Source organism: Bradyrhizobium sp. TM102, assembly GCF_009176685.1.
Lineage (GTDB): Bacteria > Pseudomonadota > Alphaproteobacteria > Rhizobiales > Xanthobacteraceae > Bradyrhizobium > Bradyrhizobium ottawaense.
In genome coordinates this window covers 6,909,632-6,929,670 of the sequence record NZ_AP021855.1, presented here as the reverse complement: position 1 = coordinate 6,929,670, position 20,039 = coordinate 6,909,632, and the positions used below count along the sequence as shown (strand labels likewise).

21 protein-coding genes and 1 pseudogene are annotated in these 20,039 nt (G+C 63.7%); 13 read left to right on the top strand and 9 right to left on the bottom strand.

Annotated elements, in window-relative coordinates; all coding sequences use genetic code 11:
• Positions 1 to 76: 76 nt before the first annotated feature.
• From GDN70_RS32710 to GDN70_RS32695, 4 genes are all read left to right on the top strand, one after another.
• On the top strand, positions 77 to 1,687 hold the full coding sequence (locus GDN70_RS32710; protein ID WP_038948147.1) for an acyl-CoA synthetase: 1,611 nt from the start codon (positions 77 to 79) through the stop codon (positions 1,685 to 1,687).
• Between the two features lie 42 nt (positions 1,688 to 1,729).
• Positions 1,730 to 2,197, top strand: coding sequence for a MarR family winged helix-turn-helix transcriptional regulator (locus GDN70_RS32705; protein WP_028140488.1), 468 nt, complete (start codon positions 1,730 to 1,732; stop codon positions 2,195 to 2,197).
• An 80-nt stretch (positions 2,198 to 2,277) separates the two neighbouring features.
• The gene (locus GDN70_RS32700) at positions 2,278 to 2,664 is read left to right on the top strand and encodes a nuclear transport factor 2 family protein (RefSeq protein ID WP_038948149.1); all 387 of its coding nucleotides are present in this window, start codon (positions 2,278 to 2,280) and stop codon (positions 2,662 to 2,664) included.
• Between the two features lie 2 nt (positions 2,665 to 2,666).
• Entirely contained in the window at positions 2,667 to 3,110 is a 444-nt protein-coding gene (locus GDN70_RS32695) for a hypothetical protein (protein WP_028140486.1), read from the top strand.
• A 1-nt stretch (position 3,111) separates the two neighbouring features.
• On the opposite strand, the gene GDN70_RS32690 is transcribed toward GDN70_RS32695, so the two are convergent.
• Positions 3,112 to 5,343, bottom strand: coding sequence for an ATP-binding protein (locus GDN70_RS32690; protein WP_038948150.1), 2,232 nt, complete (start codon positions 5,341 to 5,343; stop codon positions 3,112 to 3,114).
• Between the two features lie 241 nt (positions 5,344 to 5,584).
• Between GDN70_RS32690 and GDN70_RS32685 the strand changes: the two genes are divergently transcribed.
• A complete protein-coding gene (locus tag GDN70_RS32685; RefSeq protein WP_028140484.1) occupies positions 5,585 to 6,358 on the top strand; it encodes a DUF2189 domain-containing protein in 774 nt (257 codons plus the stop codon).
• A 28-nt stretch (positions 6,359 to 6,386) separates the two neighbouring features.
• On the opposite strand, the gene GDN70_RS32680 is transcribed toward GDN70_RS32685, so the two are convergent.
• Positions 6,387 to 6,578, bottom strand: a complete 192-nt coding sequence (locus GDN70_RS32680) for a hypothetical protein (RefSeq protein ID WP_038948151.1) — start codon at positions 6,576 to 6,578, stop codon at positions 6,387 to 6,389.
• Positions 6,578 to 7,384 carry a transglutaminase family protein gene (locus GDN70_RS32675; RefSeq protein ID WP_038948153.1) on the bottom strand — a complete coding sequence of 269 codons (807 nt, stop codon included), beginning with the start codon at positions 7,382 to 7,384 and terminating at the stop codon, positions 6,578 to 6,580. Before GDN70_RS32675 ends, GDN70_RS32680 begins: the two co-directional genes overlap by 1 nt.
• 389 nt (positions 7,385 to 7,773) lie before the next feature.
• Here GDN70_RS32675 and GDN70_RS32670 point away from each other — a divergent pair, with 389 nt between their 5' ends.
• Positions 7,774 to 7,953, top strand: coding sequence for a hypothetical protein (locus tag GDN70_RS32670; protein ID WP_028140481.1), 180 nt, complete (start codon positions 7,774 to 7,776; stop codon positions 7,951 to 7,953).
• An 18-nt stretch (positions 7,954 to 7,971) separates the two neighbouring features.
• Here the strand turns inward: GDN70_RS32670 and GDN70_RS32665 are convergent, their stop codons facing one another.
• From GDN70_RS32665 to GDN70_RS32655, 3 genes are read right to left on the bottom strand one after another with little or no spacing between them, the layout of a single operon-like run.
• Entirely contained in the window at positions 7,972 to 8,484 is a 513-nt protein-coding gene (locus GDN70_RS32665) for an SRPBCC family protein (RefSeq protein WP_152103551.1), read from the bottom strand.
• Positions 8,481 to 8,951 carry an SRPBCC family protein gene (locus tag GDN70_RS32660; RefSeq protein WP_152103550.1) on the bottom strand — a complete coding sequence of 157 codons (471 nt, stop codon included), beginning with the start codon at positions 8,949 to 8,951 and terminating at the stop codon, positions 8,481 to 8,483. Before GDN70_RS32660 ends, GDN70_RS32665 begins: the two co-directional genes overlap by 4 nt.
• Positions 8,944 to 9,258: a helix-turn-helix transcriptional regulator gene (locus GDN70_RS32655; protein ID WP_028140478.1), complete on the bottom strand. Its 315-nt coding sequence runs from the start codon at positions 9,256 to 9,258 to the stop codon at positions 8,944 to 8,946. Before GDN70_RS32655 ends, GDN70_RS32660 begins: the two co-directional genes overlap by 8 nt.
• Positions 9,259 to 9,466: 208 nt before the next feature.
• Here GDN70_RS32655 and GDN70_RS32650 point away from each other — a divergent pair, with 208 nt between their 5' ends.
• Together GDN70_RS32650 and GDN70_RS32645 are read left to right on the top strand one after the other, a co-directional pair.
• Positions 9,467 to 10,912 carry an LVIVD repeat-containing protein gene (locus tag GDN70_RS32650; protein ID WP_095426762.1) on the top strand — a complete coding sequence of 482 codons (1,446 nt, stop codon included), beginning with the start codon at positions 9,467 to 9,469 and terminating at the stop codon, positions 10,910 to 10,912.
• 259 nt (positions 10,913 to 11,171) lie between these two features.
• Positions 11,172 to 11,792 carry a LysE family translocator gene (locus GDN70_RS32645; protein WP_080670083.1) on the top strand — a complete coding sequence of 207 codons (621 nt, stop codon included), beginning with the start codon at positions 11,172 to 11,174 and terminating at the stop codon, positions 11,790 to 11,792.
• Positions 11,793 to 11,795: 3 nt separating this feature from the next.
• Here GDN70_RS32645 and GDN70_RS32640 read toward each other — a convergent pair whose 3' ends face one another.
• Positions 11,796 to 12,599 (bottom strand): N-formylglutamate amidohydrolase, encoded by an 804-nt coding sequence (locus tag GDN70_RS32640; RefSeq protein ID WP_152103549.1) that lies wholly within the window; start codon positions 12,597 to 12,599, stop codon positions 11,796 to 11,798.
• Positions 12,600 to 12,675: 76 nt separating this feature from the next.
• Here GDN70_RS32640 and GDN70_RS32635 point away from each other — a divergent pair, with 76 nt between their 5' ends.
• The gene (locus tag GDN70_RS32635; RefSeq protein WP_095426760.1) at positions 12,676 to 13,074 is read left to right on the top strand and encodes a gamma-glutamylcyclotransferase; all 399 of its coding nucleotides are present in this window, start codon (positions 12,676 to 12,678) and stop codon (positions 13,072 to 13,074) included.
• Positions 13,075 to 13,151: 77 nt separating this feature from the next.
• On the opposite strand, the gene GDN70_RS32630 is transcribed toward GDN70_RS32635, so the two are convergent.
• Positions 13,152 to 13,715 carry a chlorite dismutase family protein gene (locus GDN70_RS32630; protein WP_152103548.1) on the bottom strand — a complete coding sequence of 188 codons (564 nt, stop codon included), beginning with the start codon at positions 13,713 to 13,715 and terminating at the stop codon, positions 13,152 to 13,154.
• Positions 13,716 to 13,876: 161 nt separating this feature from the next.
• Between GDN70_RS32630 and dnaG the strand changes: the two genes are divergently transcribed.
• The 4 genes and pseudogenes from dnaG (at position 13,877) to GDN70_RS35395 (ending at position 19,576) form a co-directional block, all read left to right on the top strand.
• The gene (gene dnaG, locus GDN70_RS32625) at positions 13,877 to 15,910 is read left to right on the top strand and encodes a DNA primase (protein ID WP_152103547.1); all 2,034 of its coding nucleotides are present in this window, start codon (positions 13,877 to 13,879) and stop codon (positions 15,908 to 15,910) included.
• 375 nt (positions 15,911 to 16,285) lie between these two features.
• On the top strand, positions 16,286 to 18,424 hold the full coding sequence (gene rpoD / locus GDN70_RS32620; RefSeq protein ID WP_028140471.1) for an RNA polymerase sigma factor RpoD: 2,139 nt from the start codon (positions 16,286 to 16,288) through the stop codon (positions 18,422 to 18,424).
• A gap of 144 nt (positions 18,425 to 18,568) precedes the next feature.
• Positions 18,569 to 19,150 (top strand): annotated as a pseudogene (locus GDN70_RS35400) (DUF262 domain-containing protein); the annotation flags it as partial.
• Positions 19,151 to 19,204: 54 nt separating this feature from the next.
• Positions 19,205 to 19,576 (top strand): DUF393 domain-containing protein, encoded by a 372-nt coding sequence (locus GDN70_RS35395; protein WP_197742278.1) that lies wholly within the window; start codon positions 19,205 to 19,207, stop codon positions 19,574 to 19,576.
• A gap of 18 nt (positions 19,577 to 19,594) precedes the next feature.
• Here GDN70_RS35395 and GDN70_RS32610 read toward each other — a convergent pair whose 3' ends face one another.
• Positions 19,595 to 19,831, bottom strand: coding sequence for a hypothetical protein (locus GDN70_RS32610; protein ID WP_028140470.1), 237 nt, complete (start codon positions 19,829 to 19,831; stop codon positions 19,595 to 19,597).
• Between the last annotated feature and the right edge of the window lie 208 nt (positions 19,832 to 20,039).

The following is a 20,039-nucleotide window of genomic DNA, read 5'->3' as shown; positions in this document are numbered from 1 at the left end:
GCCGGGACTTGATCGCGAAGACGCGCTTTGCGCTTTTGCCGGCCATGACCGAGACTGACGGAAACGATCCAAGCCCATGCTGACCGAAGCCGCAACCTACGACGAACTCACTCGCAACTTCCGCTGGGACATCCCGGCGCGCTTCAACATGGCGGAAGCATGCTGCGATCGGCATGCCGACGGCACCGGCCGGCTCGCGCTGATCTATGTCGACGAGAACGGCGCCACCACGCGAACCTCCTTCGACGAGGTCGCGGACATGTCGCGCCGCTTCGCCAACGTGCTGAAGGCGGATGGGCTTTCGCGCGGCGACCGCGTCGCGGTGTTCCTGTCGCAATCGCTGGAGCTGCCGATCGCGCATATGGCGGCATTCCGCTCAGGCCTGGTCTCGATCCCTCTGTTCGCACTGTTCGGCGAGGACGCGCTGGAATTTCGCCTGTCGAATTCACACGCGAGGGCAATCATCACCGATGAGGCGGGCTGGGAGAAGCTCACGAAGATCCGCGAGCGGCTGCCCTATCTGCAGGACATCTATGTCACGAGCGGCGCCGTCCACGCCGGCGCAAAGCCATTCTGGCCGGCGATCGAAACCGCGTCCGAGGACTTTGCGACCGTCGACACCGCCGCCGACGATCCCGCGCTGATCATCTACACCTCGGGCACGACGGGAAATCCCAAGGGCGCGCTGCATGCGCACCGCGTCGTGCTAGGCCATCTCCCCAATGTCGAGATGTGTCACAACTTCCTGCCGCGTCCCGGCGATCTCATGTGGACGCCGGCGGACTGGGCCTGGATCGGCGGCCTCGTCAACGGCCTGCTCGCATTCTGGTATCACGGCATCCCCCTGGTCGGGCATCGCGCGCGCAAATTCGAGCCGCAGGCGGCGATGCAGATGATGGCCGACCTTGGCGTCCGCAACGTCTTCCTGCCGCCGACCGCGCTCAAGCTGATGCGGCAGGCCGGGGTGAAGCATCCGGGCGTCAAGCTCCGCAGCATCTTCACCGGCGGAGAATCGCTCGGCGGCGAACTGCTCGGTTGGGTTCGCGAGACTTTTGGTATCGACGCCCATGAGGTGTTCGGCCAGACCGAGTGCAATCTCGTGATCGGCAGCAACTCCAATCTGTTTCCGATCCGCCCGGGTTCGATGGGCAAGGCGACGCCGGGCTTCGACGTCCGCATCGTCAACGACAAGGGCGAAGAATTGCCGCGCGGCCAGCGGGGCATCATCGGCGTGCGCCAGCCATGCCCCGTCACCATGCTCGAATACTGGCGCAATCCGGAGGCGACGGCGAAGAAATATGCCGGCGAATTCCTGCTCACCGGCGATCTCGGCGTGCAGGACGAGGACGGCTATTTCTGGTACGTCAGCCGCGAGGACGACGTCATCACCACCGCCGGCTATCGCGTCGGCCCGTCCGAGATCGAGCACACGCTGATGAAGCATCCCTCGGTGGCAATGGCCGCGGTGGTCGGCATCCCCGATCCGATCCGCACCGAATCGATCAAGGCCTGGATCGTGCTGCGTCCGGGCTTTACCGGCACCGACGCGCTGGCGCGCGAGATCCAGGAGTTCGTCAAGGTGCAGCTCGCCGCGCATGAATATCCGCGGTTCGTCGAATTCGCCGAGACGCTGCCGATGACGGCGACAGGCAAGGTGCTGCGGCGCGAGCTGCGGGCCAAGGGCTGACTCTTACAAGGGCTGACTTCTTACAAGGGCTGACTTCCGACAATGGCCAGGACGTCTCAAGCCGCGGGACTTCACCGCGCTTCGCTCGACAAGCTGCACGATCTCGATGCGGCGCTGGAGCTCATGTATTACGGCTGGCGCGGCATGACGCTGGAAGCCGACGAATATCTTGCGAAGCAGGGCCTGTCGCGTCCGCATCATCGTATCCTCTATGTGGTGGCACGCCGGCCCGATATCGCGATCGGCTCGCTGCTCGAGGTCCTCGGCATTTCCAAGCAGGCCTTGAGCCGGCCGCTCAGTCTGCTCCTGGAGCGCAAGCTGGTGACGTCGAAGCGCTCGCCCGAGCAGCATCGCTCCAAGCTGCTGCGTCTGACGGCCGCCGGGCAGCGCATTGAGCAACGGGCCTCGGACCACGAGCGCAAGGTTTTGCGCGAGGCGTTCGATCGCGTCGGCGCATCCGGGTCGGCGGCATGGATGGCGGTCATGGGGACGATCGCCGACAACAATTGACCGTTCTTAAAGTCAATATAGTTGACATGAGAAGCGGGCTTTGTCACTGTCCTGGCAACGAGCCGGGGAGGGCCCGTGTCATGAGCGGACAGAATCCATTGAGCGCGCAGAAAATGAATCGCGCGGCCGCCGAACGCTTCGTCGCGGCCTGGTGCGCGAGCTGGTGCAAGGTCGATATCGACGCGGTGGTGGCGCATTTTGCCGAGAACGCGCAGATGCGCAGCCCTCTGGCGCTGACGCTGACCGGTTCTCCCGTCGTCGCCGGCATCGAGAATATCCGCGCCTATTGGCGCAAAGCCTATGGCCACATCGAAAGCGCGGACCTGAGGATCCTGAGCTGGAGCTGGGACAACGCCATCGCGCGCCTGACGGTGTGGTGGCAGCTGGGAGACACGCGCGCCAGCGAGTTCATGGATTTCGACGATACGGGGCGCGTCGTGCGCAGCGAAGCCTTTTACGGAAAATGACCATGCGCCTTTCGGATATCGTCCTGCTCCTCAACACGCTGTGGTTCGGCGGCGCCTTCATCCAGTTCAGCATTGCGCAGGCCAACACCCTGAAGATCTTGCTGCCGCGGGAAGAGCGCAGCAATCCGATCGCGCCAACCCTGGCGGCCAGCGTCGCGTTCCTGGGCGGGATGAACCTGCCGATAGGGGTGTTGTCGTTCTACCTTCTGGCTGCGCGTCCGCTCTTCTTTCAGCCGGTCGAGGCGCAGCTCACGCTGTTCCTGTTCTTTTCGGCCTGCCATTTCAGCCAGTTCGCCTATAACCTCCCGGTGCTGATGCGTGGCGGGCGCGTCGGGGTCGCCTACTGGCCGGTGTTGAAGGGGCCGATGCTCCGGATCTTCGTCATCGACGCGGGCCTGTTCGCGGCCAATCTCGCAGTGGCGCTCCAGCTCGCGATAGCATCCTGATCTACCGCGACGGCTCCGAGAGCGCGGCCCGCAGCATCGCCGCAAGATCCTTTCGCCGGAACGGCTTGGTCAGAATGCGGGCGTCGCCGACCCCGTCCGATGTCTTGACGGGCGTCTGGCTGTAGCCGGAGGTGAAGAGCACCTTGAGATCAGGCCGCAGCCCGGTTGCTTGCCTCGCAAGCTCCGGCCCGAACATGCCGCCGGGCATGACGACGTCGGTGAACAGCAACTGGATGTCCCCGGGCTGGCGCAGCACCTCCAGCGCCGCCGGTCCGTTCGACGTGGCGATGACCCGGTAGCCCAGCGTCCTGAGCTCGTTCTCGACATAGGCCCGCACCATGTCGTCGTCTTCGACGAGGAGAATGGTCTCGTGTCCCGCTTGTGTGACGGTCGCTTCCGCCGGGCGCAGGTCCTGGCCTGGCGGCGTTGCGATACGGGGAAAGAACAGCCTGACGACACTGCCTCGTCCCGGCTCGGACTGCATCTGCACAAGTCCGCCGGACTGTTGTGCAAATCCGTAGACCATGCTCAGGCCCAGGCCGGTCCCCTTGCCGACCTCCTTGGTCGTGAAGAACGGCTCGAACGCGCGGCTGACCACCTCGGCGCTCATGCCGCTGCCGGTATCGGTGACGGCCACCATCACATAGTCGCCGGGCCGCGGCTCGCCGTTGACGTCGAGGTCGGATTCACCGAGCGAGCTGTTATGGACCTCGACCGTCAGCTTGCCGCCCTCCGGCATCGCGTCGCGCGCGTTGAGTACGAGGTTGAGCAGGGCCGTCGTCAGCTGGCCGGGATCGACGCTGGTCGGCCATAAATCCCGGTCGAACGCGAAGCGGCACTCGATGTGCTCGCCCAGCGTCCGGCGCAGAAGCTGCTCCATGCCGAGCACTTTCTCGGCGATGTCGATCTCTCTCGGCCGCAGCGGCTGCTTGCGCGCGAAGGCGAGCAGGCTCCGCGTCAGGTCAGAACCGCGCTCGGCGGCGGTCGCGATGTCGCCGGCAATGCGGTGCAATTCCTTGTTTCCCGCCAGCCGGTCGGCGAGATGCTCCGAGTTGCCGAGAATGACGGTCAAGAGATTGTTGAAATCATGCGCCACGCCGCCGGTGAGCTGGCCCATGGCTTCCATCTTCTGGGATTGGCTGAGCTTCTGGTTGAGATCCGCGATCGCGGCGCGCTGCTGTTCTAGCGATTCGGCGGTGCCGTTGAGCAGGCTCATCAATCCGCCGAGCTCGCCGCCCGGATGGGGCTCCGGAATGCGGGCGCTGAGATCGCCGCGCGCGAGCCTCTTCGCCATGGTGGCGAGCCGCCCGATCTGGCGGCCGATGCTCACGGTCGTGAGGATCCATAAGCCGGCGAGGAGCAGCAGCAAGGCCACCGCGAGAATCGCCATGTCCTCGTAAAGCCGGCGGTTCGCCGCCGCGACCAGTCCGTCCTTGGAGCGTCCGACCATGATGGTGAGGCCGGCCTTGCGCATCGAGGGCGAGCGGGCAACGCCCCAGATCTGCGTGCGGCCCCCGCGGTCGGTGACTTCCCGAAATGGCTCGCCATCGGGCGCTGCGGCAAAGCGGAACAGATCGGAGCCCGCAATGGTCCCGCCGACAGGCTCGCTCCAGCCGCCGCCCTTGGGGGCGACCAGGACCGTACCTTTGGCGTCGACGAACAGGATATCCTTCTCGGCGAGCAGCCGCTTGTCGTGAAATTCCGCGAATTTGTTCAAGTTGAAGGACGCGAGCAGCACGAACTTCAGCGCGCCCGTCTCCGATCGCACGGGATAGGCGATCTGCAGCACCGATAGCCCGGTGAGGCGGCCGAACACCGGCTCTGCGGCAACGACGCCTTGAAGACCCTTGACCTCTTTGAAATAGCCACGGTCGTTCAGGTCGAGGGTGCGGTTGGTCCGAAGCGAGTCGCAGAACAGGCTGCCGTCGGGATCGATGGTCAGGATGCCCGTGAACTGCGGGTATTCTTCGCGCACTTCCGACAGAAACGCCGAGCACGCCGCCTTGTCGCGCGTGTCGAGGTCGCGGGCCCGGGCCAGACCGTAGTGGAGCTGGGCGGTGCCCTGGATCTTCTCGTTCAGATCGCTGGCGATGTCGTCGGCGGATGCGGCCAGATTGGCCAGCGCCGCGTCGATCTCGCTGGCCCGGTTCTGCACGAAGCGCAGCCCGACCAGGATCGCCGGCACGAGCATGGCGGCGATGACGAGGATCAGTAACCGGGTACGCAGGCTCATCGGTGGGGCGGTCCGCTCTCAGGCGTATCTGCTCGGAGGTATAATTTGCGGCACGATCGTCTGCTCAGTCCATAGCCATTGGGCGAAAATCGCACTGATGGTCAAGGATTTCACACCGCGAGCATAGTTACCTCGCCGCTATTCTTCGCGCCCGCTCGCATCAAGTTGCGCCTGCGCGCGGCGGCGCTAGTATTGCAGCCTGCGGGCGACGAAAGATCGCGTCGATGTGTGGAGGGAGCTGATGTCCATCTCCGGCAAGGTTGATCCGGTGGTACGTCGCGTCGCGGCGACCGACATCGCCGAGGCGCTGGTCGAGGGTCTGCGCGATTTCCAGGCGCTGCCGTTCTACGGTCTCTGCTTCGGCGCGCTCTACGCCGCCGGCGGCATCGCCATCATGCTGTGCCTCACCGCCTTCGGCATGGTCTATCTCGTCTATCCCCTGGCGGCCGGCTTCGCGTTGATCGGGCCGTTCGTGGCGATCGGACTCTATGAGGTCAGCCGCCGCCGTGAGCGCGGCGAGCCGGTCTCCTTCGGCGCGATCTGGTCGGCCGTGCGCGCGCGCAGCGAGATCGGCTGGATGGCGTTCGTCACGCTGTTCGTGTTCGTGATATGGATGTACCAGGTGCGGCTTTTGATCGCGCTCCTGCTCGGCCTGCACGCTTCGTTCTCGAGCCTTCAGGAATTCATGACCGTGGTGCTGACCACGAATGAAGGCCTGCTGTTCCTCGGCATCGGCAATGCGGTCGGTGCGGTGCTGTCGCTGATCCTGTTCTCGTTGACCGTGGTGTCGTTTCCGCTGCTGCTCGACCGCGAGGTCGATTTCGTCACGGCGATGGTGACCAGCGTGCGCGCAGTGGTGACGAGCCCGCTGCCGATGATCACATGGGCCGCCGTGATCGTGATGCTGCTGATCGTCTCGGCGCTGCCTTACTTTCTCGGGCTGATCGTGACACTGCCCGTGCTCGGGCATGCGACCTGGCATCTTTATCGGCGGCTGGTGGTGCCGGCGGCGTAAGAAGGGAGCCGGGCGCGACGGCGGCGAGCTATTCGCCCGTTGCCAAGCGGCGAACGCCGGATGAGGTCAGTTCGAGTTCGCCGAGCCGCCTGATCGCATAACCCAGGTTGACCAGGCGTTCGCCGTGTCCTTGCGGAATTTCGTCTTGCGCCTTGCCCTTGCCGACCTCGGCCAGCGACGCGAATTCATCGGCGCTGAGCGCAGCGGTGCTGTCTGTCATCAGGCGACCTCGTCCGTCCATACCTTGAAATTGAGCAGGGTATTCGGCCCGAAGGTCTGGGTGATCGGGACGTCTGCGGCGTCGCGTCCCTGTGCGATCAGCACGCGGCCAATCCGCGGCGTGTTGTTGCGCGGATCGAACATGTGCCAGCTCCCACCGATGAAAGCCTCGAACCAGGCCGCGAAATCTCCCGCAGGCCACGGCTGCGGTGTGCCGATGTCGCTGAGGTAGCCGGTGCAATAACGCGCCGGGATGTTCATGCAACGGCAGAAAGCGATGGCGAGATGGGCATAGTCGCGGCATACGCCCTTGCCTTCGTCGTAGGCTTCCCGGGCTGTCCTGGTCGCACGCGCGTGCTCATGCCCGAACGTGATGCGGCGATGAACAAAATCGCAGATGGCCTGGACCCGCGCCCAGCCCGGCGGCGTCTGCTCGAACAACTTCCACGCGATGTCCGACAGGCGATCGGTCTCGCAGTAGCGACTACCGAGCAGATAGACGAGCGCGTCGGCCGGCAGCGCTTCGACGGCGTGCTGAATCGCTTTTGGAAACACCGGGTCGGGCAGGCCGCTGTCGCCAGCGACGCCATCGCCGGCAAGGCGGAAGGCGCCGGCTGGCGCTACGATGCGGCTGCACCAATTGCCGAAGAGGTCGCGATAGGGACTGATCGCCACCGAGGGGCTGGTGGTCAGCAGATCGGGCACGATCACATCGGAGGCGCGCGTGAAGTGCGTGCCCAACACCATGATCATGGGCGTCGGCTGCGGGAATTCGTACAGCATCTCGTACCCGACGCGGAGCTTCATACGAAACACTTTCCCTTGGCTAAGCTCTCAACATGGCTACGAAGCGGTCGAACACAAGGCTTCGACCGCCTTATTCGCCCGCGAGCGGCATTTGGCGCTTCAAAAGCGCGGCGCGGGCGAGAAAACGATAGCTAATTGCAGTGATTGCGCGCACGGTGCGCCAATGTCGGGCAGGCCGGTCGTCTCTGCGCACACAGGCCGCTACGACTCCAAGCGCGCGACGTGAACGGCTCATTTCTGGCGTCGGCGGAACCGACACGTCGTAACGACGACCATTGGCGTATTGCCCGTTTCAGCGGCTGAGCCGCGCGCGGCGGGCTCGTGCCGCTCGATGACGGGAAGATTCCATCGCGGTCGATGTGAGATCGAACGCCAACCGAAAGCACCTGATGCAAACGCTCTCCCCACGGCACGTCAAGGCAGACGAAGCGCTCCGGCTCGGCGTGGAGTCGGGCTGGTACGCGATCAAAGTCAGCGGGACCTTTGTCTCGGGGCCGCACGACTCTGAAGGGGAATGCCGTCGCAAGATCGACGAGATTCATCCGCCGCTGGTGAAGAAGAAACGATGAGGGCCCAGGTTCCGGCCGCTACGGCGTCTTGATCCCCATCGCCTTCAGCGCATCCAGCATCCGCTGCGGCGGGCCCATCTTCACCGCCAGCGGCTTGCCGGTTTCCAACAGGCTCTTGAGGCTGGACAGGATCGCGGGCCAGCCCGAACGGCCACCGGCCAGGATGTCGTCGCTGAGCGGGCGGTCGTGGCCTTCGCTCATGGTGAGGCGGACCGCATCGCCGGCTTGTTCGATCTCGTAGGTGACGAGCGTCGGGCCGAGCTTCTCGATCAGCTCGGGCCAGTTCACGTTGAATGTGACCGAAAGCTTTCGCGGCGAATCGTAGGCGAGAACCTCGCCGCTGATGTGCAACGCGCCATCGGGCGTGCGCACGGTGAACGCACCGCCAAGACGCGGCTCGACCTCCACGGCATTGCCGAAGAAATACTGCTTGCTGAACTCGGCCGAGGTCAGCGCCTCCCATACCTTCTCCGGCGTCGAAGCGATGTAGATGGTGTAGACCGTCAGCGGCTTGAATTGATCGAGGTTCATTTTGCGTCGAATCCCTTGTTGAGCGCCGTGCGCGGGATGGCGAGCACTTTGCCGCTCTCCAGCAGGCTCTTGAGCCCGGACAGGATCGCCGGCCAGCCATTGGAGACGGCGCCGAGATATTTGCCGCCCTCGACGAAGCCGTCATGCAACACGGTCAAACGCACGAGCGCGCCGAACGGTTCGATGGTGAAGACGACGCGTGAGATCGGCTCGCCGCGCAGCTCTTCGAACTTCTGGTGCTTGAAGCTGTAGGACAGGCGGCGCGGCGGATCGGCCTCGAGGATCTCGCCGGAATCGGTGATCTCGCCGTCGAGCGTGAGCGCAAAGGGCGAGCCGGCTTTCCAGTCGGAGCGGACCTCGGCGCCGAACCAATATTGCCTGGTGAATTCGCTCGACGTCAGCGCCTCCCATAGCTTTTCCGGCGTGGTCTCGATATAGGTCACGTAGACGAACTCCGGCTTACTCATCGCGCTTCTCCAACTGGCGTTTCAACTCGCTGAGTGCGGCGAGCTTGCCGCGCTCGAATTTTTTGATCCAGCGTTCGCCGATCTGATGGATCGGCACCGGGTTGAGATAGTGCAGCTTCTCGCGGCCATGCCTGATAGCGGTGACCAGATTGGCCTCTTCCAGAATGACAAGGTGCTTGGTCACGGCCTGTCGCGTCATCGCAAGGCCCTCGCAGAGCTCGTTCAGCGTCTGGCCGTTTTTGGCGTGAAGCCTGTCGAGCAGCGACCGTCGTGACGCATCGGCGAGCGCTTTGAAGACCTCATCCATGGCATCGATAATAGGCAACCAAATGGTTGCATGTCAAGCGCGCCGTCATTCCGGAAACCGCGCAGCAATTATCCGGAATCTCGAGATTGCGGGTTCGCACTTTGTGCGCCCCGCAATGTCCAGCCGCAGAATCGTGTTTTGGTCGCCCGCAATCGGCCGTGCTAGCCTTTCAGCTCAGCCAACGCAGATTGGTTCCGGGAGGATTTTCATGTTCCGTCGCGTTTCACTTGCTGCCGCTCTCGTCCTTTTCGCGTGCAGCACCGGGGCCCAGGCGCAGAAACAGACCATCGGCGCGCCGCCCGAAGCGTCCAACATGAAGCTCGTCGGGAGCAACGACCTCCAGGCCCGCAGCGCCTATCAGCCGACCATCCATCACCAGGGGGATCGCTGGATCGCCTATATCGGCCATCACGGCGGCACTGATGATGTGCCCGCGCCTGTCAACCCGATGACGGGCAAGGCCGAGCCGAACGGAACCTCGATCGTCGACGTCACCGATCCCGCGCGTCCGAAATATCTGCGGCATCTGCCGGGGCAGGAGGGCAAGTACGACTCCGGCGGGGCGCAGATGGTGCGGGTGTGCGACGGCAAGGCGTTGCCGAAGGGTGATCCCAACGCGGTCTACATGCTCAGGACCTTCGGCGGCGAGGCGCATGAGTTATGGAACGTCACTGATCCCGCGAGCCCGGTCCTCATCACGCGCATCGGCGGCCTGAAGGACACGCACAAGAGCTGGTGGGAATGCGACACCGGTATCGCCTATCTCGTCTCGGGCGCGCCGGACTGGCGCACGCGGCGCATGACGCAGATCTATGATCTCTCCGATCCCGCGCATCCGCAGAAGATCCGCGACTTCGGACTGCCCGGTCAGGAGCCCGGTTCGACCGGCGCGGTGCCGACCGAGCTGCACGGGCCGATCTCGACCGGGCCCGATGGCAACCGCGTCTATTTCGGTTACGGCACCAATAAGGGCGGCATTTTGCAGATCGTCGATCGCGACAAGCTCCTGAACGGGCCGAAAGAGCCGACGCCGGACAATCTGCGCTATCCCGAGATTTCGCGCATGCCGATGTCGGCCTTCAACGGAGCGCATACGACGTTTCCGATGCTCGACATGCCGATCGCCGAATTCGCCGAGGACAAGGACGGCAAGATCCGCGACATCGTCATGATCGTGAATGAAGCGATCCTCAACGAATGCGGCGAGGCGCGGCAGATGGTGTGGTTCGCCGACGTCACCACCGAGACGCGGCCGATGATGATCTCGAGCTACACCGTGCCGGAGGCGAGCGGGCAGTTCTGCCAGCGCGGCGGCCGGTTCGGCTCGCATTCCTCCAACGAGAGCATGGCGCCGGTCTATTACAAGAAGATGGCCTTCATCGCCTTCTTCAATGCCGGTGTGCGCGCGCTCGACATCCGCGATCCCTATCACCCGAAGGAGGTCGGCTATTTCATTCCGTCGATCACTGGCGCAACCGACAAGCGCTGCATCCCGATCGAGGGCGGCGAGCGCTGCAAGGTCGCGATCCAGACCAACAATGTCGAGACGGATGATCGCGGCTTCATCTACATCGTCGACCGCGCCAATACCGGCCTGCATATCCTGGAGCTGACCGGCCCGGCGCGCAATGTCGCCGGCCTGCCGAAGAACTGACGATGCGGGGGCGGAGCGATGTCGGCATCGATGTTGGTACGTCGGCTCTCACATTCTCCGCTGTCATTCCCCGCGCAGGCGGGGAATCCAGCATTCCAGAGACGTTGGTGAAGTGCGGAGGCGTCGCGGCGTACTGGATCCCCCGCTTTCGCGGGGGATGACACCGTTGGTTGAGCGCGCACCTTGCGCTCATCTCGCTTCCCTCTGCGCTCAACCCATGCATTAATACCCGCAAGCCGCCATCAGCCGAGTCTCCCCCATGATGTCCATGCAAGCCTATTTCGCCTTCGTCGCCGCCTGCATTGCGCTGGCGCTGCTGCCGGGGCCGATCGTCACCCTCGTCATCGCCAACGGCCTGCGCCACGGCACGCGTGCTGCGCTGACCAACGTGGCCGGTGCGCAGGCCGGCCTTGCCATCGTCATCGGCATCGTCGCGGTCGGCCTGACCTCGCTGATGGCGACCATGGGCTACTGGTTCGACTGGGTGCGCTTTGCCGGCGCCGCTTATCTCGTCTGGCTCGGCATCAAGCTGATCTGGGCGCCGGTCGAGGGCGTCGATGTCGACACACCGCCTCCGCCGCCGCGCGGCGGCTTCTTCCTGCAGGGTTTTCTGGTGCTGCTGTCGAACCCGAAGGTGCTGGTGTTCTTCGGCGCCTTCATCCCGCAGTTCATGGACATGAACCAGCCGCACTTTCCGCAGGTCGCGCTCTTGGGCGCAACCTTCATGGTCACCGCCGTGGTGACCGATGCGCTTTACGCCATTGCCGCAGGCCGCGCGCGAAAATTCTTCTCGGCGCGCCGCACGCGGATGATGTCGCGCATCTCCGGCGGCTTCATGATCGGCGGCGGCATCTGGCTGGCGCTGACCAGGGCGAAGTGAGGCTTACACCAGCAGCTCCGCCTTCAGTTCCACCGCGACCTCGGCAAGGATTCTTGCCAGCCGTTCGGCCCATTGCTGCTGGCCCGCGTGGTCGGCGATCAGATCCTGTCGGATCTCGATGCCGGTGTTGACGAGGCCGCGCCCTTCGCCGTGGACGGGGATGGTGTAGTCGGTGAGGTCGCTGACCGCGTAAGGTTCGTTGTCGCCGACGACGAGATCGCCCTCTGCGCGCAGATGCTTGAGCAACAGCTGCGGCAGCACGGTGTCGCGGTTGTACAGCGCGGCGATGTGCCAGGGCCGCGCGACGCCGGCATAGACGGGCGTGAAGCTGTGCAATGAGACCAGCACCGTCGGCCGCTTGTCGTGCAGGCGGGCGTCGATCGCGGCATCGATGCGATCATGATAGGGCTCGAAAATCTCGCGCCGCCGTGCCTCGCGCTCCCCATCCGAAATCCCTTCGTTGCGCGGGATCGCGGTCGCTTCGGAGATTACGGGGATAGAGCTCACCGCGGCCGGCGGGCGGTTGCAGTCGATCACAAGCCGCGAATAGCGCTGCGCGATCAGGTGCGCATCCAGCAACCTGGCGAGCCGCTCGGCGACGCCGGCGATGCCGATGTCCCAGGCGATGTGTCGCGTCAGTTCGGCCTCGGTGACGCCGAGATCGCCGAGCGCGCGCGGCAGCACCCGTCCGTAATGATCCGAGGTGAGCAGGAAGGGTGAGGTCCCTCCCGCGTTCACCTCATGCACCGGCGGAATATCGCCCTCATCGAGCAGTTGATCGGCGGCCTCGGCCGTGTGCAGGTCCATCCTGATTGCCTATGAAACGATTACGTTGTCTAAACGGAGTAACGATATTGCACCGACGTCGCAACTTTAGAGCAGCATGACCTCCGATCGCCTTTTCGTCTACGGCACCCTGATGCGCGGCTTCGACCATCCGATGGCGCGGCTGCTTGCGGGCCACGCGGATTTTCTGGGTGAAGCGACCTGCCGCGGCAGCCTCGTCCTGGTGAAGCATTATCCGGGATTGCTGCTGTCGGAGGCGGCCTCCGACATCGTTCATGGCGAGCTCTTCCGGATGCGCGTGCCTGACGAACTGCTGGGCGAGCTCGACATGTATGAAGCCTGCGGCGAAGGCTTTCCGGAGCCGACCGAATATCTGCGCCGGCTGATCGACGTGACGCTGGCTGATGGCGCCACGGAGAAGGCCTGGACCTATGTCTACAACTGGCCGGTCACGGGTCTGCCGCGCATCGAGTCCGGGCGCTTTCTGAAGCATTAGTTATTTTCGAGCATGATCTTCTCGGAAAACCGCTTCGCACTTTGCACTGACGCGGCCGTCCGGGTCCGGATCGTGCTCTAAGCCGACAGCACTTCCTTCACCACGCGCACGTCGACCTCGCGCTCGACGTAACTCCATTCCTCGGTTTCCCGGAGCATCGCCACCAGCTCCTCGAACAGCGGGGCGTGCGCGGGGGCGAATTCGAACCAGGTCAGGAAGTCGAAGGGCTCGCCGAGGTCGCGGCAGTGATAGAGCTGCCGCGCGATCGCGGGCAGGAAACGAAGACTGCTCGCGATGTGGTGCGATTTGTCCTCGAAAATCTTGCGGCGCTCTTCCTGGGTCAGCTCCCACCAGGCCTGCGATTTGCGGATCGGGATCAGCGCCGCGCTGGTTGCTTCCATCCGGCCGAGCCCGGCCTGCACGGCCACGAGTTGCTCCTTCTCAGGCCGCTCGGTGTAGCGCAAATTGCTCGGGGCCCCGACCAGCCGCCACGCATTGCGCGAGGGCACCAGCGGCAATGAGACGGCCTCGCTGTCGGTGACCGACAGCGCCGGCATGAAGGGCAGGGGCTCGCCCGTCACTGATGAAATCGAGGTGACGCGCCAACCCCCGCTGTGGCCGCCTCGAAACGTCCTGAACATGGCCTATGGAAGCGCGGAACCGGGGCGGGTTCAAGCTTTCCGTCGAAACTTTCGCCTGTGAATAGCCGGGAGAAGCCACACATGCTTCGTATTTCCCGGGACCGTCCCTATATGCCTATCCGGTTGGCCATAACGCCCGACTCAGCCCAGAAATCAGCATAATGCGCTTCACACCCCAATTCCTCGACGAGCTTCGTGCCCGGCTTTCGGTCTCCGAAGTCGTGGGCAAGCGCGTCAAGCTGAAGAAGGCGGGGCGGGAGTGGAAGGGGCTGTCGCCGTTCCAGCAGGAGAAGACGCCGTCCTTCTACGTCAACGACCAGAAGGGTTTTTACCACGACTTCTCCTCCGGCAAGCACGGCGACATCATCAGCTTCGTGATGGAGACCGACGGCCTGCCGTTCGCGGAGGCCGTCGAGCGGCTCGCCAGCATGGCGGGCCTGGCGCTGCCGGCAGTGACGCCGGATGCGGCGCGGCACGAGCAGCGCCGCCGCACGCTGCATGACGTCATGGATCTCGCCGCGACCTATTTCGCGGAGACCCTGGCCTCGCGCGTCGGCGCCAAGGCGCGCGGCTATCTCGCCGACCGCGCGATCTCGCCGGCGACGCAATTGCAATTCCGCCTCGGCTACGCCTCGCCCGATCGCTTCGCGCTGAAGGAGCATCTCGGCAAGCTCGGAATCTCCGTCGACGACATGGTCGAGACCGGCCTGCTGGTGGCCGGCAACGACATTCCCGTGCCGTATGACCGCTTCCGCGATCGCGTGATGTTCCCGATCACCGATTTGCGCGGCCGCGTCATCGCCTTCGGCGGGCGCGCGCTGGAGAAGGACGTTCCGGCAAAATACCTGAATTCGCCGGAGACGCCGCTCTTCCACAAGGGCGACAATCTCTACAACCACCAGACCGCGCGCAAGGCCACCCATGACGGCAGCGCGCTGATCGTGGTCGAGGGCTATGTCGACGTCATCGCCATGGTCACCGCGGGCTTTGCGGGCGCGGTTGCGCCGCTCGGCACCGCGCTCACCGAAAGCCAGCTGGCGCTGCTCTGGAAGATGGCGGACGAGCCGATCCTCTGCTTCGACGGCGACCGCGCCGGGCAGAAGGCGGCGTATCGTGCTGCCGATCTCGCGCTGCCCTTCCTCGCACCCGGCAAGAGTCTTCGTTTCGCGCTGTTGCCGGAGGGGCAGGACCCCGACGATCTCGCGCGCTCGGGCGGTCGCGGCGCCATCGAGGAAGTCATCGCGGCGGCCAAGCCGCTTGCCGAGATGATCTGGTCGCGCGAGCTCGAAGGCGGCAACTTTGCCACCCCCGAGCGCCGCGCTGCGCTGGAGGCGCGCATCAAGGAGCTCGCGAACGGCATCCGCGACGAGGTGGTGCGGCGCTATTACCGCGATGATTTTGCCGAGCGGCTTCGGCGCACTTTCGCGCCCGAGGGTGGCCGCGGCGGCTTTGCCGGCCGGGGCAATTTCCAAGGTAATTTCCAAGGCAATTTTCAAGGCAATTCCAGTCGCCAATTCCAGCCCCGGGCTGCGGGAGGCGCGAATCGATTCGGGGGGCAAGGATTCGGTGGCGGCCGCCGCGGCGCGCCCGGCCCCACCCTGTTACCCTCCGGCCCCTACCAGGCGGCGAGCCCGCAGCTGGCGGCCAGCCCGATCATGCGCGGCCAGCGCAGCGCCATCTCCCGCCGTGAGGCCCTGATCCTGCAAAGTCTGATCAACCATCCCTGGCTGCTGCACGACCACCTCGAGGAGGTCGCCGCCCTGGAGCTGGCCCATCCCGAGGCCCACAAGCTCAGGGCCGGCATCATCGCCGCCTTTGCCAACGACCACCACCATTCCCCGGACCCGGGCGAGCAGGCCGAAAAGATGCGCGGCGATCTCGCCAGGAGCGGATTTTCGCAAGTTCTTCAAAGGGTTGAGAGTGGCATCACGACCGCGGCGGTCTGGGGCGCCCGCGAAGGCGCCGCCCCCGACGACGTTCTCGCCACCTGGCACCAGCTGGTTGCCTTGCATCGGCAATACCATTCACTACTTAGAGAGTTGAAGGACGCCGAGCTGGCCTTGGGGGAGGACCCCAGCGAGGCCAATTTGGCGTGGCTGCGTGACGTCAAGGCCCGTCTGGCCGAGGTCGACGGCACCGAGGCCCTGATCGAGGGTTTTGGCGAGCTGTCGGGCCGGTTCCAGAAGAGCGTATGATGAAAGAATCATGCGGACGGCCGGAGCCGGAACCGCTAAAAGACTCGCCAAATCCAAGGTTTGGCGGCAAAAACAGGGTTAATCGAGGCTTAACGGTCTTGTAGCACTTTGGCCACCAGGCGGCCGCAGGCAGAACAGACGCGTCAGGAATGAATCCGCGCATTGCTGTTGGCACTACACCTGCATCCGCTGCGACAAAGAGGCTGACGAAGCGTTAGGCATTTCCGGCGAGAGAGAGTTGGGGGTGGCGAGAGACATGTGCGCCGCCCTTTCCGTGTCGAGAGCTGCCGAAGCGAGAGCGTCGGGCAACAGGTTCATGTGAATTCAGGCAGGCGCGGCGAGCCGACTGCATTGAAGCGCGTTTAGGAGCAATGGATGGCCACCAAGGCAAAGACGCTGCAGGCGAAGGACAAGGAAAAAGACGACAAGGCAGCGGACGCGCCGGAAAAGGATTCCCAGGACGCGCCCTCGCCGTTGCTCGACCTGTCCGACGCCGCCGTAAAGAAGATGATCAAGCAGGCCAAGAAGCGCGGCTTCGTGACCTTCGATCAGCTCAACGAAGTCCTGCCGTCCGACCAGACCTCGCCCGAACAGATCGAGGACATCATGTCGATGCTCTCCGACATGGGCATCAACGTCACCGAAGCCGACGATAGCGAAGGCGAGGACGACAAGGACGAGGGCGGCGAGGACGAGACCGACAACGAGCTCGTCGAGGTCACCCAGAAGGCCGTCACCGAGGTCAAGAAGAGCGAGCCGGGCGAGCGCACCGACGATCCCGTGCGCATGTATCTGCGCGAGATGGGCACGGTCGAGCTCTTGTCCCGCGAAGGCGAAATCGCCATCGCCAAGCGCATCGAGGCCGGCCGCGAGGCGATGATCGCAGGGCTGTGCGAAAGCCCGCTGACCTTCCAGGCCATCATCATCTGGCGCGACGAGCTCAACGAAGGCAAGATCTTCCTCCGCGACATCATCGATCTCGAAGCCACCTATGCCGGCCCCGACGCCAAGGCCGGCATGAACAATGCGATGATCGCAGGTCCCACTGGCGAGAACGGCGAAGCGCCCGCCGAGGGCCAGGCCGCCGCGACCGGTGCGCCCGCGCATGTCGCTCCGCCCGCCGCGCCGCCGTCGCCGACCCCGTTCCGTGCCGCGCCTGCGCCGGGCGGCACGGAAGCCGGCGAGGAGAAGGATCCGGGCGAGGCCGCGGCCGAGTCCGACATGGACGACGACGAGTTCGAGAACCAGATGTCGCTCGCGGCCATCGAGGCCGAGCTCAAGCCGAAGGTGGTCGAGATCTTCGACAAGATCGCCGACAGCTACAAGAAGCTGCGCAAGCTTCAGGAGCAGGACATCCAGAACCAGCTCCAGAACGAGTCGCTCTCGCCGCACCAGGAGCGCAAGTACAAGAAGCTGAAGGACGAGATCATCGTCGAGGTGAAGTCGCTGCGCCTCAACCAGGCGCGTATCGACTCGCTCGTCGAGCAGCTCTACGACATCAACAAGCGCCTCGTCTCGCACGAGGGCCGCCTGATGCGCCTTGCCGACAGCCACGGCGTCGCGCGCGAGGACTTTTTGCGCAACTACACCGGCTCGGAGCTCGATCCGCGCTGGCTCAACCGTGTCTCGAAACTTTCGGCCAAGGGCTGGAAGAACTTCGTCCATCACGAGAAGGACCGCATCAAGGACCTCCGTCACGAGGTGCATCAGCTTGCTGCGCTGACCGGCCTCGAGATCGTCGAGTTCCGCAAGATCGTGCACTCCGTGCAGAAGGGCGAGCGCGAAGCACGTCAGGCCAAGAAGGAGATGGTGGAAGCCAACCTCCGTCTCGTGATCTCGATTGCCAAGAAATACACCAACCGCGGCCTGCAATTCCTCGACCTGATCCAGGAAGGCAACATCGGCCTGATGAAGGCGGTCGACAAGTTCGAGTACCGCCGCGGCTACAAGTTCTCGACCTACGCCACGTGGTGGATCCGGCAGGCGATCACCCGCTCGATCGCCGACCAGGCGCGCACCATCCGCATTCCCGTGCACATGATCGAGACGATCAACAAGATCGTGCGCACGTCCCGCCAGATGCTCAACGAGATCGGCCGCGAGCCGACCCCGGAAGAGCTGGCCGAAAAGCTCGGCATGCCGCTCGAGAAGGTCCGCAAGGTCCTCAAGATCGCGAAAGAGCCGCTCTCGCTCGAAACGCCGGTCGGTGACGAAGAGGATTCACACCTCGGCGATTTCATCGAGGACAAGAACGCGATCCTCCCCATCGACGCCGCGATCCAGTCCAACCTGCGCGAAACCACCACGCGCGTTCTGGCCTCGCTCACCCCGCGCGAAGAGCGCGTGCTGCGCATGCGCTTCGGCATCGGCATGAACACCGACCACACGCTGGAAGAAGTGGGGCAGCAGTTCTCGGTGACGAGAGAGCGTATTCGCCAGATCGAAGCCAAGGCGCTGCGCAAGCTGAAGCATCCGTCGCGGTCGCGGAAGCTGCGGAGCTTCTTGGATAATTGATCCGACCGTCGTGCCCGGGTCTGACCTGGGCATTCATCCAAACGAGAATGGCGGGCCGAAAGCCCGCCATTTTTCTTATTGTTCACTCCACTATGCGCGCTATAGTTGCGAAAAGCGCGTTTGTCGCAACTTGCCGGAGGAACGATGGCGGAGTGGTTTGAAGACTATGCCGATGAGGAAGACGAACTACAGATCGACGAATACGACATTACGGCGACTCCAAACGATTTCAATGTCTCTACGCTCTTCAATTTCATAGAGTCGGGCGCGGTTCGAATACCAGGATTTCAGCGTAACTTTGTTTGGGATCAGGTGCGGGCATCCAAGCTCATCGAGTCGCTCATACTTGGCATCCCAGTTCCTCAGCTCTTCTTGTACGAGCAGGCTCGGAATCGTTTTCTGGTGATCGATGGCCAGCAACGATTGATGTCTATCTATTATTTCATCAAGCGAAGATTCCCTCGAAAAGATAAGCGCGTTGAGATACGGGCGATCTTTGACAAGGAAGGAAGAATTCCAGACGAAGTTTTGCACAACGATGAATATTTCGACGATTTCAAGCTGAAGCTTTCAGAGAAGCTTCCTAATCAAACCAACAAGTTTCACGGCTTAAACTATTCGACCCTAGGCGATTACAAGACACAATTCGATCTGCGCCCCATACGCAATATTATTGTAAAGCAAAATAGTCCAGTCGATGATGACTCGTCGATGTACGAGGTGTTCAACCGTTTGAATACAGGGGGGATCAATCTCCGTCCGCAGGAAATTCGGACGAGCATGTATCATTCGAAATTCTACGACATGCTCTGCCCCGTCTGTGACGCCGGCATCGACTGGCAGCGCAACAAGCTGCTGGCGCTGGTGCGCGCGGGGACGATCGAGTTCAGGGACATCAACGAGCAGCCCGACGCGCTGGCGCGCTTTGGTGCCTCGCTCGACGACATCAGGCGCCGCCTGCATGCGACCGATGAGGCCGGCCGGCTCATCGTCCGTGCGAACGTTGCGATCGCGTTGTGGCGGCTGACGCCGGGGGAGGGGTGGCTTGCGGGGCTGCTGGGCAATCGCGTGGCGCTGCCGTTCACGCGGTTTGTCTATGACCGGTTTGCCGATCTGCTGTTTGCCTGGAATAAGAGGAGCGGGCGCTGGTGAGCGCCTGCTGATGTCGTCCTACTTCTTCTTCACCCCGACCCGCTCGATCCGCTTGATCTCGAGCGCGGGGCGGCCGCTCTTTTCCGCGATCTCGCGGTCCTGCTCCATGATGAAGTTGCGCGCGGGTTCGTCGCCGTCGAGGCCGCCGAGCAGCTCTGAGGGCACGCGGCGGTTGGAGCGCTGGGAATCGTCTTCATAGAAGACGTTGAAGAAGGCGAATTCGCCTTTGGGATTGGTTCCGGGTTTCTTGGCCATGGCGGCTTGTCGTCGATTGGAGGGCCGCAGTCAAATGACTTTGGCGGCCACCGACGTCAGTCCAGGCCCGAACGCGACGGGGATCGATGCGGCTGATTGAAATCGGGCTGCGGGGAGGGCGGCGGGCGCCTGTTGCGATCTGGCGAGACCCTTGCTCAACCAGCCCTTGTTCAGGCAACGCTTGCCTCAATAAACGGCGGGCCGAAGC

Bases quoted from the DNA above. Each gene is read 5' to 3' on its own strand.
- GDN70_RS32665 (WP_152103551.1), bottom strand. From the start codon at position 8,484: ATGAACCTCGATCAATTCAAGCCGCTGACGGTCTACACCATCTACATC.
- GDN70_RS32670 (WP_028140481.1), top strand. From the start codon at position 7,774: ATGCAAACGCTCTCCCCACGGCACGTCAAGGCAGACGAAGCGCTCCGG.
- GDN70_RS32635 (WP_095426760.1), top strand. From the start codon at position 12,676: ATGACCTCCGATCGCCTTTTCGTCTACGGCACCCTGATGCGCGGCTTC.
- GDN70_RS35395 (WP_197742278.1), top strand. From the start codon at position 19,205: ATGTATCATTCGAAATTCTACGACATGCTCTGCCCCGTCTGTGACGCC.
- GDN70_RS32650 (WP_095426762.1), top strand. From the start codon at position 9,467: ATGTTCCGTCGCGTTTCACTTGCTGCCGCTCTCGTCCTTTTCGCGTGC.
- GDN70_RS32685 (WP_028140484.1), top strand. From the start codon at position 5,585: ATGTCCATCTCCGGCAAGGTTGATCCGGTGGTACGTCGCGTCGCGGCG.
- GDN70_RS32695 (WP_028140486.1), top strand. From the start codon at position 2,667: ATGCGCCTTTCGGATATCGTCCTGCTCCTCAACACGCTGTGGTTCGGC.
- GDN70_RS32690 (WP_038948150.1), bottom strand. From the start codon at position 5,343: ATGAGCCTGCGTACCCGGTTACTGATCCTCGTCATCGCCGCCATGCTC.
- rpoD (WP_028140471.1), top strand. From the start codon at position 16,286: ATGGCCACCAAGGCAAAGACGCTGCAGGCGAAGGACAAGGAAAAAGAC.
- GDN70_RS32710 (WP_038948147.1), top strand. From the start codon at position 77: ATGCTGACCGAAGCCGCAACCTACGACGAACTCACTCGCAACTTCCGC.
- GDN70_RS32680 (WP_038948151.1), bottom strand. From the start codon at position 6,578: ATGACAGACAGCACCGCTGCGCTCAGCGCCGATGAATTCGCGTCGCTG.
- dnaG (WP_152103547.1), top strand. From the start codon at position 13,877: ATGCGCTTCACACCCCAATTCCTCGACGAGCTTCGTGCCCGGCTTTCG.
- GDN70_RS32700 (WP_038948149.1), top strand. From the start codon at position 2,278: ATGAGCGGACAGAATCCATTGAGCGCGCAGAAAATGAATCGCGCGGCC.
- GDN70_RS32630 (WP_152103548.1), bottom strand. From the start codon at position 13,715: ATGTTCAGGACGTTTCGAGGCGGCCACAGCGGGGGTTGGCGCGTCACC.
- GDN70_RS32655 (WP_028140478.1), bottom strand. From the start codon at position 9,258: ATGGATGAGGTCTTCAAAGCGCTCGCCGATGCGTCACGACGGTCGCTG.
- GDN70_RS32640 (WP_152103549.1), bottom strand. From the start codon at position 12,599: ATGGACCTGCACACGGCCGAGGCCGCCGATCAACTGCTCGATGAGGGC.
- GDN70_RS32660 (WP_152103550.1), bottom strand. From the start codon at position 8,951: ATGAGTAAGCCGGAGTTCGTCTACGTGACCTATATCGAGACCACGCCG.
- GDN70_RS32675 (WP_038948153.1), bottom strand. From the start codon at position 7,384: ATGAAGCTCCGCGTCGGGTACGAGATGCTGTACGAATTCCCGCAGCCG.
- GDN70_RS32705 (WP_028140488.1), top strand. From the start codon at position 1,730: ATGGCCAGGACGTCTCAAGCCGCGGGACTTCACCGCGCTTCGCTCGAC.
- GDN70_RS32645 (WP_080670083.1), top strand. From the start codon at position 11,172: ATGATGTCCATGCAAGCCTATTTCGCCTTCGTCGCCGCCTGCATTGCG.
- GDN70_RS32610 (WP_028140470.1), bottom strand. From the start codon at position 19,831: ATGGCCAAGAAACCCGGAACCAATCCCAAAGGCGAATTCGCCTTCTTC.